17 protein-coding genes are annotated in these 13,043 nt (G+C 42.2%); 14 read left to right on the top strand and 3 right to left on the bottom strand.

Translation table 11 applies throughout. From position 1 onward, the window contains the following. The first annotated feature begins 116 nt into the window (after positions 1-116). The 10 genes from QRN39_RS02610 to QRN39_RS02655 all read left to right on the top strand — a co-directional run bounded on the left by QRN39_RS02610 (position 117) and on the right by QRN39_RS02655 (position 7,536). Positions 117-959 carry an energy-coupling factor ABC transporter ATP-binding protein gene (locus QRN39_RS02610; protein ID WP_050945818.1) on the top strand — a complete coding sequence of 281 codons (843 nt, stop codon included), beginning with the start codon at positions 117-119 and terminating at the stop codon, positions 957-959. Then, positions 935-1,804 carry an energy-coupling factor ABC transporter ATP-binding protein gene (locus tag QRN39_RS02615; RefSeq protein ID WP_003216922.1) on the top strand — a complete coding sequence of 290 codons (870 nt, stop codon included), beginning with the start codon at positions 935-937 and terminating at the stop codon, positions 1,802-1,804. Before QRN39_RS02610 ends, QRN39_RS02615 begins: the two co-directional genes overlap by 25 nt. Next, positions 1,801-2,598, top strand: a complete 798-nt coding sequence (locus QRN39_RS02620) for an energy-coupling factor transporter transmembrane component T family protein (RefSeq protein WP_003217024.1) — start codon at positions 1,801-1,803, stop codon at positions 2,596-2,598. Before QRN39_RS02615 ends, QRN39_RS02620 begins: the two co-directional genes overlap by 4 nt. A gap of 11 nt (positions 2,599-2,609) precedes the next feature. Further along, positions 2,610-3,353, top strand: a complete 744-nt coding sequence (gene truA, locus QRN39_RS02625; RefSeq protein WP_113386637.1) for a tRNA pseudouridine(38-40) synthase TruA — start codon at positions 2,610-2,612, stop codon at positions 3,351-3,353. Between the two features lie 166 nt (positions 3,354-3,519). After that, the gene (gene rplM, locus QRN39_RS02630) at positions 3,520-3,957 is read left to right on the top strand and encodes a 50S ribosomal protein L13 (protein WP_003217042.1); all 438 of its coding nucleotides are present in this window, start codon (positions 3,520-3,522) and stop codon (positions 3,955-3,957) included. Positions 3,958-3,977: 20 nt separating this feature from the next. Next, positions 3,978-4,370 (top strand): 30S ribosomal protein S9, encoded by a 393-nt coding sequence (gene rpsI, locus QRN39_RS02635; RefSeq protein WP_003217273.1) that lies wholly within the window; start codon positions 3,978-3,980, stop codon positions 4,368-4,370. Positions 4,371-4,559: 189 nt separating this feature from the next. Beyond that, the gene (locus QRN39_RS02640; RefSeq protein ID WP_212046748.1) at positions 4,560-5,075 is read left to right on the top strand and encodes a GNAT family N-acetyltransferase; all 516 of its coding nucleotides are present in this window, start codon (positions 4,560-4,562) and stop codon (positions 5,073-5,075) included. 98 nt (positions 5,076-5,173) lie between these two features. Beyond that, entirely contained in the window at positions 5,174-5,920 is a 747-nt protein-coding gene (locus tag QRN39_RS02645; RefSeq protein ID WP_284906170.1) for an amidohydrolase family protein, read from the top strand. A 31-nt stretch (positions 5,921-5,951) separates the two neighbouring features. Further along, on the top strand, positions 5,952-6,425 hold the full coding sequence (locus tag QRN39_RS02650) for a GNAT family N-acetyltransferase (protein ID WP_212046746.1): 474 nt from the start codon (positions 5,952-5,954) through the stop codon (positions 6,423-6,425). Between the two features lie 112 nt (positions 6,426-6,537). Continuing rightward, positions 6,538-7,536 (top strand): serine hydrolase, encoded by a 999-nt coding sequence (locus QRN39_RS02655; RefSeq protein ID WP_284906171.1) that lies wholly within the window; start codon positions 6,538-6,540, stop codon positions 7,534-7,536. A 37-nt stretch (positions 7,537-7,573) separates the two neighbouring features. Here QRN39_RS02655 and QRN39_RS02660 read toward each other — a convergent pair whose 3' ends face one another. Further along, entirely contained in the window at positions 7,574-8,143 is a 570-nt protein-coding gene (locus tag QRN39_RS02660; protein WP_137055638.1) for a DUF4825 domain-containing protein, read from the bottom strand. Positions 8,144-8,289: 146 nt separating this feature from the next. Between QRN39_RS02660 and QRN39_RS02665 the strand changes: the two genes are divergently transcribed. From QRN39_RS02665 to QRN39_RS02675, 3 genes are all read left to right on the top strand, one after another. Then, positions 8,290-8,733, top strand: a complete 444-nt coding sequence (locus QRN39_RS02665; protein ID WP_050945810.1) for a YbaK family protein — start codon at positions 8,290-8,292, stop codon at positions 8,731-8,733. 58 nt (positions 8,734-8,791) lie between these two features. Beyond that, positions 8,792-9,505: an N-acetylmuramoyl-L-alanine amidase CwlD gene (gene cwlD, locus QRN39_RS02670; protein WP_017359175.1), complete on the top strand. Its 714-nt coding sequence runs from the start codon at positions 8,792-8,794 to the stop codon at positions 9,503-9,505. Positions 9,506-9,608: 103 nt separating this feature from the next. Continuing rightward, entirely contained in the window at positions 9,609-10,667 is a 1,059-nt protein-coding gene (locus QRN39_RS02675) for an Mrp/NBP35 family ATP-binding protein (protein ID WP_226804574.1), read from the top strand. A 38-nt stretch (positions 10,668-10,705) separates the two neighbouring features. Here QRN39_RS02675 and gerD read toward each other — a convergent pair whose 3' ends face one another. After that, positions 10,706-11,290 carry a spore germination lipoprotein GerD gene (gene gerD, locus QRN39_RS02680; RefSeq protein WP_003217144.1) on the bottom strand — a complete coding sequence of 195 codons (585 nt, stop codon included), beginning with the start codon at positions 11,288-11,290 and terminating at the stop codon, positions 10,706-10,708. Positions 11,291-11,380: 90 nt separating this feature from the next. On the opposite strand from gerD, the gene kbaA reads away from it, so the two are divergent. Next, positions 11,381-11,983 (top strand): KinB-signaling pathway activation protein, encoded by a 603-nt coding sequence (gene kbaA / locus QRN39_RS02685; protein WP_003217204.1) that lies wholly within the window; start codon positions 11,381-11,383, stop codon positions 11,981-11,983. Here the strand turns inward: kbaA and pdaB are convergent. Continuing rightward, positions 11,976-12,740 carry a polysaccharide deacetylase family sporulation protein PdaB gene (gene pdaB, locus QRN39_RS02690; protein ID WP_137055639.1) on the bottom strand — a complete coding sequence of 255 codons (765 nt, stop codon included), beginning with the start codon at positions 12,738-12,740 and terminating at the stop codon, positions 11,976-11,978. The genes kbaA and pdaB overlap by 8 nt on opposite strands. Positions 12,741-13,043 lie beyond the last annotated feature (303 nt).

Below are 13,043 nucleotides of genomic sequence, written 5' to 3' on the forward strand. Positions count from 1 at the left end.
CGTGTATCTAAGAAAGGGCGGGACAGTTCATAACTGGATCTATGCCCTTTTTTAGATACTACGGCTTTTTAGCAAGAAGCAAAGAAGAGGTTGAGCTGAGAGGAGGTCCGGTAGAGATGGGGAAGACATTAATTGACGTAAAGGACATTGTATTTCGTTATCACAAGGATGCGGACAAGCCCGCTTTAGATCAAGTGTCATTGCATGTGAATCAAAATGAATGGCTCGCCATTGTTGGTCATAACGGTTCAGGTAAATCCACACTTGCCCGTGTACTGAATGGGCTCATTTTACCGGATGCTGGAACGGTCAAGGTTGGAGAGATTGAGCTGAAAGAAGAGAGTGTCTGGGATATTCGCAAAAAGGTCGGAATGGTCTTTCAAAACCCAGATAACCAATTCGTTGGCTCAACGGTTCGTGATGATGTGGCTTTTGGTTTAGAAAATAACGGGGTTGAGCGGGAATTGATGATAGAACGTGTAGATTGGGCTGTCAAACAGGTCAATATGCAGGAGTTTCTTGATCAAGAGCCGCACCATCTATCAGGCGGGCAAAAGCAGAGAGTCGCTATTGCAGGTGTACTTGCCGCAAGCCCTGACATCATGATCTTGGATGAAGCAACATCGATGCTTGATCCGATTGGCCGTGAAGAAGTGTTAGAGACTGTTAGACTATTGAAGGAACAAGGGACGGTCACAGTCATTTCCATTACACATGATTTAGACGAGGCCGCCAAGGCAGACCGGGTCATTGTCATGAATGGCGGGAAAAAATTTGCCGAGGGAACCCCAGAGGAAGTATTTGAACTAGACGAAGAGCTAGTTCAAATTGGACTTGATCTGCCATTCTCCTATCGGCTGAGCAAACAATTGAAGCAGCAAGGTGTACCGCTTGCAAATGCCCATTTGACACAAGAAGGATTGGTGAAAGAGCTATGGACATTACGATCAAAGAATTAGAGCATCGTTATCAAATGAAAACGCCGTTTGAGCGTCTCGCTTTGTATGATGTCAATGCTTCCATTCAAGAGGGCAGCTATGTCGCTGTCATTGGTCATACGGGCTCTGGCAAGTCCACGTTGCTGCAGCATTTAAATGGCTTGCTCAAACCAACGAAGGGGAGCATTGCGCTTGGGGATACCATCTTACAAGCCAATAAAAAGCAGAAGGATTTAAAGTCACTTCGGAAAAAAGTAGGCATCGTGTTTCAGTTTCCTGAGCATCAGCTCTTTGAAGAAACGATCCTTAAGGATATCTGCTTTGGTCCGATGAATTTCGGTGTTCCTCAGGAGAAGGCAGAAGCAAAGGCGAAGGAAATGCTGAAGCTAGTTGGTCTTCCTGAATCCTTATTATCTCGATCTCCCTTTGAACTAAGCGGCGGTCAAATGAGACGTGTGGCGATTGCAGGTGTTCTAGCGATGGAGCCAGAAGTGCTTGTGCTGGATGAGCCGACTGCAGGATTAGATCCACGCGGACGTAAGGAAATCATGGACATGTTCTATGAGCTTCATCAAAAGGCAAACCTCACCACGATTCTGGTTACACACAGTATGGAGGATGCAGCTCATTATGCGGATCAAATGATTGTGATGCATAAAGGAACGGTGAAGGCGACAGGTACGCCGAGAGAATTGTTTGCCAATCGTACAGACATGTCTTCGTTTGGTCTCGACCTCCCAGAAACGATTAAATTCCAGCAGACTGTAGAAAAAAAGCTGGGCATTACGTTTCCAAGGCCGCTTCTGACCATGGATGAAATGGCAGAAGCCTTAACAGCTCTTTATCAGGAGGACACGACATCATGATGGATAGTATGATTATCGGCAAGTATGTGCCAGGTTCATCCTTTGTCCATCGTCTTGATCCAAGGACAAAGCTGTTATCAATTTTCTTTTTTGTCTTTATTGTCTTTTTTGCTAATAATTACATCACTTACGGGCTTTTAGGTGTCTTTACCCTCCTTGTGGTGATGGTTTCTCAGGTGCCGCTATACTTTATTCTCAAAGGAATGAAGCCGATCCTATGGATTGTCCTGTTTACCTTCATACTGCATATCTTCATGACAAAGGATGGCGCCTTGCTATTTCACTTTGGTTTTTTAAATATTTATGAAGAAGGTCTAAAGCAGGGGATTTTCATTTCTCTCCGTTTTGTCTATCTCATCATGATGACGACACTTCTGACGTTAACCACAACGCCTATAGAAGTGACAGACGGTATGGAAAAGCTGCTTCACCCATTCCGTAAAATCAAACTGCCCGTTCATGAGCTTGCTCTCATGATGTCCATCTCTCTTCGGTTCATTCCAACTTTACTAGAAGAGACGGACAAAATCATGAAGGCGCAAATGGCAAGAGGTGTTGATTTTACAAGCGGACCTCTTAAAGATCGCATGAAAGCCATCGTTCCTTTACTTGTCCCGCTTTTCGTCAGTGCGTTTAAGCGTGCAGAGGAACTGGCGACCGCTATGGAAGCGAGAGGCTACCGCGGAGGAGAAGGGCGGACGAAATACCGTCAGCTTGTCTGGGGCATGAAAGACACGTTCACACTGCTCCTATTCATCCTGTTAACAGCACTCCTTGTATTTCTGAGAAATTAGGTGATTCCTAGATGAAGGTCAAATGTACCGTATCCTACGATGGGACACATTTTAAAGGCTATCAGGTGCAGCCTGGGCAGCGGACTGTTCAGACGGAGATCGAGTCTGCTCTTGCAAGAATGCATAAACAGGATGAACTGATTCCGATTGTGGCTTCTGGCCGGACGGACAGTGGCGTCCATGCGAAGGGGCAGGTCATCCATTTCGACACGCCGCTCTCGATTCCGATGGAAAGATGGCCTTTTGCCCTCAACAGTCTCCTGCCGGATGACATCCGGGTTCTAAAGGCTGAGGAAGTGGATGAGTCGTTTCATGCACGTTTTAGTGTCGTTTCGAAGGAGTACCGTTATAAGGTCTCAACGGAAACGCACCAAAATGTGTTCACGAGACAGTATGCCTGCCACTTTCCTTACCGGCTGGATGCAGACAAAATGAGAGAAGCTGCTGGGCACCTCATTGGCACACACGACTTCACAAGCTTTTGTGCGGCCAATACAGAGGTCCAGGACAAGGTGAGAGAGATTTACACCCTCGAGTGGAAAAACGTCTCAGACGGGCTTGAAATGCGTGTGAGAGGAAATGGATTTTTATACAACATGGTGCGAATTTTCGCTGGAACGTTACTTGAAATCGGATCTGGTAAATTTCACCCTGATGAGATAAAAGCCATGCTTGCCGCCCGAAATCGCGAAGCGGCAGGCAAGACTGCGCCTAGTCACGGACTGTATTTATGGGAAGTTTTCTATGACAACTAAACCAGGTGTAACATGTTCTTGACACAGGAAGCAGAAAGTTATAAGATATCATATGGTATGTATTTCAACCCCACAAATAAGCCCCGGAAGACTTATCTTGTGTTTTGAAATAGAACGTAGCATTTGATTCAAGGAAAAATCATTGATTTATTTAGGAGGGAAACTCATGCGTACAACACCAATGGCGAACGCAAGCACAATTGAGCGCAAATGGCTAGTTGTTGATGCGGCAGGCAAGACTCTAGGTCGTCTTTCTACTGAAGTAGCATCACTTTTGCGCGGTAAGCACAAACCAACTTATACACCACACGTTGATACAGGTGATCACGTCATCATCATCAATGCTGAGAAAATCGAATTAACAGGTAAGAAATTGACGGACAAAATTTACTACCGTCACACAATGCACCCAGGTGGTTTGAAACAAAGAACTGCTCTTGAGATGCGTACAAACTACCCTGAAAAAATGTTGGAGCTTGCTATCAAAGGTATGCTTCCAAAGGGTCCATTAGGCCGTCAAATGTTCAAAAAATTAAATGTGTACCGTGGTTCTGAGCATCCACATCAAGCACAACAACCTGAAGTTTACGAACTTCGCGGTTAATTATAAGGGAGGTTAACAATTTGGCACAGGTTCAATATTACGGTACAGGTCGTCGTAAAAGTTCTGTAGCGCGCGTTCGCTTAGTTCCAGGTGAAGGCCGTATCGTCGTTAATAATCGTGAAATTACTGAATACATTCCATTCGCTGCTTTAATCGAAGACGTGAAACAGCCTTTGAACATCACAGAAACAGCTAACAGCTACGATGTTCTTGTAACTGTTCACGGTGGTGGATTCTCTGGTCAAGCTGGAGCAATTCGTCACGGTATCTCTCGTGCTCTTCTAGAAGTAGATCCTGAGTACCGTACATCACTTAAACGTGCTGGACTTCTTACTCGTGACCCTCGTATGAAAGAGCGTAAGAAATACGGTCTTAAAGGCGCACGTCGCGCACCTCAGTTCTCAAAACGTTAATCAATTTTATATTGTATGGACGTTTTACAAAGGTTTGTTACAAACAAACCTTATAAAAAAAGCATCAGCTTCGTGCTGGTGCTTTTTTTTGTGCTTTTTATGTGATAGATCATAACTGGTCTCTTCCTCTTGAATACGTATAAAATATGAGTATAGAAGTTTTTTGTTAAAAAAGATGGAGGCTGTCCTATGAATCTAACGACAGAAAGATGTCTCATTCGTCCATTTGCTGATGATGATTGGCAGGATGTCTATGCTTATACATCTGATCCGGTAGTGATGAAGTATATTCCGGAAGATGTATTTTCTAAAGTAGATGCGAAGGAATTTGTCAAAAATAATCGTCATGAAGATGCTAAGTATGTCGCTGTCCTATTAAAAGAAGATCATACATGCATCGGGCATATCGCATTTCATCCTTACTTTGGTGATCACACGTATGAAATTGGCTGGGTTTTCAATCCTGTATATCAAAACAAAGGCTATGCATCTGAAGCAGCCTATGCTGTACTGCATCATGGCTTTCACACAATGAATTTACATCGGATCATTGCCACTTGTCAGCCTGAAAATGTGCCATCGTGGAGAGTGATGGAGAAAATGGGGATGAGAAGAGAAGGATATTTTGAAAAATGTATCCCACAAGGAAATGAGTGGTGGGATGAGTTTTACTATGCCATCTTAAGTGAGGAATGGAAAACTTGATAAGTTTTCATGATATGAAGTAATTCGTCATTCCAAATATCCCTTGGCTTTCGCTATTGATATAATCAGATCAAATAAGCAGAAGAGGGGCGCCAAGCATGAGGATCTTTGATGCACATTTTCATATCATTGATTTTGATTTTCCCATTCAAGAAAACCAAGGGTATACACCCCCTAGTTATGTGGTGAATGATTATAGGAGAGAGACGGCTGATCTGGGGATTGTAGGTGGAGCCATCGTCTCAGGGTCATTTCAAGGCTTTGATCAAGGCTATTTGTTGAAAGCGCTAGATGAACTGGGGCCAGATTTTTGCGGCGTGACTCAATTACCTTTTACGGCAACTGATGATGAGATTGTTCATTTGGATCAACATGGGGTGAAGGCTTTACGTTTTAATGTGAAGCGTGGCGGTTCGGAGGATATTTCGAAGCTCGATTATTTTGCGAGAAGGGTGTATGAGCTGGCGGGATGGCATAGTGAGCTCTACATAGACGCTAAGCATCTCCCTGACATCTCATCTACGCTTGAACAGCTACCAGCCGTTTCGATTGATCATTTAGGCTTATCGGAAGAAGGTTTGCCACATTTGCTCAAGCTGGTTGATAAAGGAGTTCGGGTAAAAGCAACAGGTTTTGGACGTGTCGATTTAAACGTTGAACATGCGTTGACATCCATTTATCAAACGAATCCTGATGCACTGATGTTTGGTACAGACCTTCCATCCACAAGGGCGAAGCGTCCATTTGAATACGGTGATGTTGAGTTGATTCAACAGCTCTTTGATGAAAAAGCAGCTGATCACATCTTATATAAGAACGCGCATCAATGGTATTTTGGTCAATAAGTTCCACTTCAGTTCATAGGAGGTGTGTTCAATGGGGTTCAGTCAACTGACATTCAGAGAAGCCAAGCTGGATGATCTCGATAAAATCGTCTTCATGCTCGCGGATGATATGTTAGGTCAAAAAAGAGAGCGTTACACGCAACCATTGTTAGAAAGCTATATCGAAGCCTTTCATTCAATGGATGCTGATCCAAATATTGAACTCATTGTTGCGTGTGATCAGGAAGAAGCTGTTGGTGTTCTCCAATTAACCATGACGCCATTTCTTGCACATCAAGGAGGATGGAGAGCTTCAATAGAAGGAGTTCGTACGGCCTCGTCTCATAGAGGGAAAGGAATTGGCACGATGTTGATAAAAAAGGCTATTCAGCACGCAAGTGACCGCGGTTGTCATATGATTCAGCTAACAACAGACAAACAGAGACCAGATGCACGCCGTTTTTACGAAAAGTTGGGCTTTGAAGCTACGCATGATGGGATGAAGCTGCAACTGCCTCATGAATAAAATCATTAAGAAGCGGAGGGGATTCACAAACCACTTCTTTTTTTGTGCCTTTATTTCAAATATTTGTTATATTAAAGATGAGAATCTATAGTGGTTGGGAAAGGAGAAACATTTGAATAAAACAAAGGAAGATCTTTTGACATTTGTCACAAAAAACAAAAAGGACGTATCAGCGACAATCATTGAAAATGAAGATGTGGTATTAGATTGGAATGGTAATCAAAAAACACCACTTGCAAGTACGGTGAAATTAATGGTTTTGTTTCATTTTGTTAAAACCGTCTCTAGCGGTGACAGCAAGCTAGATGAAAAAGTGGCATTGGCGGACATAGAGCGGTTTTATATTGATAGAACCGATGGCGGTGCTCACACATACTGGCTGGAGGTCAACGATTTTTCTGAGCATGCAACTTTATTAGATGTTGCCAAAGGGATGATGCAAGTCAGTTCGAATGCTTGTACTGATTATTTGATTGACCGGCTCGGCTTAGATAAGATCAATGATCGGATGAAACAAGCGGGTCTTACAGAACATGATGAACTCATGCCGCTGACACCCAAGCTGTTGTGGCCAGCCTATGTATCTAATCATCGGCGGGATGCATTAAAGAAAATGAGCGGTGTAACTGATGAGCAATACAAATCTCTGATGATTGAGATTTTTAATATCATGAAAAATAACCAAGAGCAAAAAAAGGCGTTAGAAGAAAAATTGATGAAAAAGAACTTGTTAAGCTTGCGTATTCAATCATTACTGACGCAAAAGATGACAAAGTCTACAACGAATCAATATGCACATCTTATGAAACGTCTGCAGGATGAGCTGTTAACAACAGAAGAAAAAAGTCTTTTTAGCCAAATCGTACTGGGAGAAACATTCAAAAAGGAAACAGATCAATATCTTTGGTATAAAGGCGGAGCAACATTGTTTGTTTTCACAGCTGCTTTATATCGAAGAACAGAAACATCCTCTATATCCATCACTCTTTTTATCAATGATCCGAAAGCGAACAATTCTCACTGGATTGAGGAAGTATTCAATGAATTTATGCTTACTGCAGCAGTGGATCAACACTTTCGACAAAGATTGATTCAAGCTTTTACTAAATAATCATCAATAAAACAGAGGGAGATACCCCTCTGTTTTATTATTTCTTCATGGGAAACGTTTTGTATACATCTTGGCGTTTCTCTTTTGACTTCACAACTCCATCAACCAGTTCCTTTTGCCAAAGCGCTGCATCGTCTTGATACTCTTTAAATGAGTGAGGCAGCTTTTTTTCTAGCTCTTGTCTTTTAAACGTGACGGATTGTTTGTCGTTAGAGTTCATCTTGAGTGTCACTTGCTCAGCATTATCGATAAGAATAAAAAGTGCCAATGCGTTATATAAGTAGTTTTTTTCAATGGTATCCTTCTTGTCAAACCAAAATGTATCAAATTGTTCTTCTGTATCATTGGCATTTTCTTTCACGCCATATGTCACTTTTAGCTCTTTTTCATCTACGATTTCATACTCACGAATCACGTTACCTGGAAGATCTGATAAAATAGCGCCAATTGCTCCGTTGTCTCCAATATAAGAATTTTTGTGCTTAGAAAGCTGTTTTAATGATATGTCTTCTATTCCTTTTATATCGCTCTTCTGCTCGGTCGCGTGACTGCTGCATCCAGATAAGACGACTGTTAGTAGCAGTAGGATATACATCCACTTCTTCATGAATTTTGCCCCTTTTCCATTCTTTCTATATATAAGTGTTCATCTTATCACAATTTTCCAATCCATTAGCTCATTGATTTCCATTTACTGAACTGCATGTTTTGTTCAAACCAACGAACAATACAAAGAAAAAAGGAGTTCAGTCCATGGCAGAGGTTCTTTCATTTTATCAATTGAAAACAAAACGAGATGTCACGCTTGAAAAGAAGCTGTTGCGTACATTGTCTCTTCAACAGGTGACGGTCGCTTCCGAGAAATTCACGAAGAAGCTGTTCCCATTTGCAGATGATCCAGCTGGGATTATGAGTGATGGCTGCATCGATTTCGCCATTGAAGCTTTTTTAGCAGGTGGGAGATACGGTGAGTCGAGCAAGTACGGTGAATCGTTCGATGATATAAAGAAGCGGTCAGTTCATGAAGAAGATGAGCTGGTTGAGGAGCTAGCGGGGTGTTTGCAATCGTGGGGAAATATGTTCCGAATGGAGCGGAAGATGTCGTGTCTGTATCCATTTGCGAAGGATTTTTTAAGCATGTGGTGGCAGGAAGGCTTTCGGGAATCAGAAAAAAGGCATAAGCTTCGGCTGCATTAAGCATATTTCCAGTCCTTGTCCCATATCTATAAAATAATGGTGTATGGGAGGGACAGGGATGAAAAGAAAGCTGAAATGGACAGGGTTTTTAATCGGGTTTATTGTCCTCTTATTCTTATTCAGGTTTCAATTTCTAAATGATGATTCGTGGAAATCGTGGAACTTGCCTCTGAGCGGCAAGATCATCTATTTAGATCCGGGTCATGGCGGTCCAGATGGCGGGGCTGTAGGAGGAGAGCTGCTTGAAAAAGAGATTGCACTGGATGTATCCATGAAGATACGTGACTATTTGCAGGAGCAGGGAGCGCTTGTTCTCATGACCCGCGAGGATGATTCTGATTTATCATCAAAGAACACAAAGGGATATGCCCGGAAGAAAGCGGAAGATTTAAGAAACCGCGTAAAAGTCATCAATGAGTCTGAAGCGGATCTCTATTTAAGTATTCATTTAAATGCGATCCCATCGAACAAATGGAGCGGCGCGCAGACGTTTTTTTACGGAAAGTATGAAGAGAATGAAAAGGCAGCGAAGTTCATACAAGATGAATTACGCAATAATCTTGAAAACACAGATCGAAAGGCGAAGCGGATCAATGGCATTTATTTAATGCAAAATGTGACAAAGCCAGGAGCTCTTGTGGAGATTGGGTTTCTCTCCAATCCGAAAGAGGCCGGTCAGCTGGCAACACCTAAATATCAAGATCAAATAGCCGCCTCCATTTATAAAGGCATTTTAAGATATTTAACAGAGCAAAAAGAGCCGCCTGAATAAGGGGCTTTTTCCTTTTGAACGCAGGCAAACAGGACAGACATTGTAAGGATATGTATGATATACTTGGATTGTAAACGAATTCAATAAAGGGTGAGGTTCTGCTATGATCGGACAAGATGATGTGAGAAAACTAGTTGGGAAGATGGACGAACCTTTCCTTCATATACCGCTTGGTGAGCTAGATGCCATCAAGGAAATCAGCCTAAAGCCTGAAAAAGAGCATGTGAGCTTAAAGGTGGCTATTGCCAAAACGGGTACTGCTGAGCAGATGAAGCTGCAGCAAGACATCGTACAAGCCTTGAAAGCAGAGGGTGCTAACACAGTAGGACTTCGTTTTGAAGAACTGCCTCAGGAAACACTTGAAAGGTTTATGCCTTCACAAGATGAGGAAGAAAACCTGCTCAATTCTAAAAATCCGCCTGAGTTCTTAGCGATAGCGAGCGGAAAGGGCGGCGTTGGGAAATCCACCGTGTCTGTTAACCTTGCTGTAGCGCTGGCTCGTCTAGGGAAAAAAGTCGGACTGATTGATGCAGATATTTATGGCTTTAGTGTACCGGATATGATGGGAATCACCGTCAGACCAACGGTTAAAGGGGAAAAAATTATTCCTGTGGAACGCTTTGGTGTCAAAGTGATTTCAATGGGCTTTTTTGTTGAAGAAAATGCACCGGTCATATGGAGAGGACCGATGCTTGGTAAAATGCTAAATAACTTCTTCCACGAAGTCGAGTGGGGAGAATTAGATTACTTACTATTAGACCTTCCGCCTGGAACGGGAGATGTGGCGCTTGATATTCATACAATGCTTCCAAGCTGTAAAGAAATCATTGTCACAACACCGCATCCTACAGCTGCCTTCGTTGCTGCTAGAGCAGGCGCAATGGCACTGCAAACAGATCACGAAGTGCTAGGGGTCGTTGAGAATATGAGCTATTATGAAAGCAAAAAAACAGGTGAGAAAGAATATGTCTTTGGAAAAGGGGGCGGGGACAAGCTGGCAGAAGAGCTGCGAGTATCGGTCCTTGGTCAAATTCCTTTAAGACAGCCTGATTGGAATGAAGAGGATTTTGCTCCATCCGTCTATGATGCGAGTCATCCGACAGGAGAAGTGTATCAACACATTGCGAATAAAGTCATTGAACAATTAGCAGTAAAAGCATAATGAAAGCCCGAGTGGATGTATGTCCACTCGGGTGATGTTTAACTGCCGCTTTCTTCGCTGCCTTTTGATCCGGAATCACTGCTTTCAGATGCTGCTTTTTTAAGCTCATCTTCGAATTTCTTCTTATAAAGAGGACTGCTTAATGTTTCCGTAATAACTTTTTCTAAATGCTTTCTGAACTCTTTGCTTTTCACCAGTTCACCGTATTTCTTTTCCATTTCAGGATCCTTGAGAATATCCATCATCAATTGCTGATAGTCAGGGTCCTTCATTAACTGTTTTAACATCTTTTCATGCTGTTGCTGCATGGATTTTGCGAAAGTCTCGGCAAATTTAGAATCCTCAAAGACCTTCTTCCAGAACTCTTTGCCTTTATCAGAAGTCAGTGTTTTCTCTATCGTTTTTTTCACAGTTTGTTCATCCATTACCAAAGCTTCATTCATTGCCTCGTCATTTAATAACTGTTGAATGGCCTTTTTACCGTCATCTGTCTTCAATATATCGACGACCATTTTCTTTGTTTCGTCATAGTCCATATTAGATGAGGATTGGGTTTTGGGAGCACAAGCTGTTAGAGATAAAAGGAGAAAACAGCTCATTATACGCAAGATGCCTTTTGACATACTGTGGCTCCTTTCGTTACATGTCTTACTTTTAATATGAATGTTTCACGTGAATTTATACATAACAAAAATAGGGGTTGGGTCAATTCAATGAAAAGTCGGGATTTAGTTCGTTTCTTCTTCTCTGTGCTAGCTGTTGGAGCGGTCATTACAAGCGTGGTAGGCTTTGCGCTGGAGTGGGGGAAATATCAGAAGCTTTTTATATCGTTTGAAATACTAGAAATCGCATCTGTGTTATTTTGGTTCATTGGTGTGGGGATGATTTTTAGTGTCATTAGTCAGATGGGGTTTGTTGTCTTTTTGACGGTGCACCGGTTTGCGCTAGAGATATTCCGGTCACATTCTTTATGGAATACCATTCAGCTGTTTCTGGTGATCTTTGTGCTGTTTGATTTAGCTTACTTGCGATTTTTGTTTTTCGGGGAGAATGAATCATTTCTTCCATACCTATGGCTGCCTGTCTTTATCGGTGTGTTCGCATTGATCGTGGCGTACTTTAAACAGCAGCAGTCCTCTAAGAAAACATTTGTTTCCGCAATGTTTCTCATGGTTGTCATCACGTCGCTAGAATGGTTCCCGGCGCTCAGAGTCAATGAAGAGGACTGGCTGTATTTAATGCTATTCCCGCTATTAGGCTGTAATGCGTTTCAGTTATTAGCTATGCCGCGGTTTTCAAAGGCAAAAGCTACTTAACTTCCGATGACCTTGTTTTGGTATTGGAGATCAGTTCGCCAACCGTCACATTCTTTAAATTCTTTTCTTTGATTTGTTTCAAAATAGCTGGTAAGGCTTGAGCGGTTTGGGTTGCTGAATCTGAGGCATGGAGGAGAACAATGTCTCCGCTTTTCATTCGATCATTTACATTCTGAACAATCTGATCGACGCCTGGATTCAGCCAATCCTGTGAATTGACGCTGTAATGGACAACGGTATAACCGTACTGTGTGGCAATTTTTAAAGCTTTTTCGTTAAATTGCCCAGTTGGCGGTCTTAATAGTTGAATGTCATCTAGTCCAAGCTTTTGAAATGAATTTTGTGCCCGGACAAGATCTTGCTTGATTTCACTATCTTCAAGCTGGCTATAATTTTTATAAGCATAGCCAAGGCTGCCGATTTGGTGACCGTCCTCTCTAATTTGTTTGACGATATCAGGATGACGCTCAGCCCAAGAAGCAGACAGAAAGAAAGTAGCGTTCTTTATATCGTACTCTCGAAGGACATTTAAAATAGGAACTGCCTTCTCATCTCCCCAGCCGATATTAAAAGTAAGGGAGACATGTTTTGAGGAAGTCTCGCCTTTATAAATGGCTCGGGGTCCGTGTTCTGTTTTAAATACCGACAGCGGCGGTGCCTTTTGTACATAAAAAAAGGTTGCAGCTGCAAGGGCTGCTACAAGAATAATGACAACTTGCTTCAGCCGTTTAATAGGCAACACATATAATCGACTCAATTCAAACACTCCTGCCTTGTCCGAGATTGTTACTTGATTGTATGCAGGACAAGGGTTTGAGATGCACGATAAAACTATTTCAAAAAAAGTTTTGAAAAGGCATTGACCAATAGAAAGTTTTCGTGATATATTATTAATCGTCGCTGACACACAGTGACAAACATAAAACGCTTCGGGAAATAAACTTGAAAAAAGTTATTGACATAAGATGAAGCGAAATGTTATATTATTAAAGCCGCTAAGAACGGCGAAGATGATCTTTGAAAACTAAACAAGACAAAACGTACCTGTTAATTCGAGTTT

This window comes from Bacillus sp. lyk4-R2A-2, assembly GCF_030209735.1.
GTDB lineage: Bacteria > Bacillota > Bacilli > Bacillales > Bacillaceae > Bacillus > Bacillus pumilus.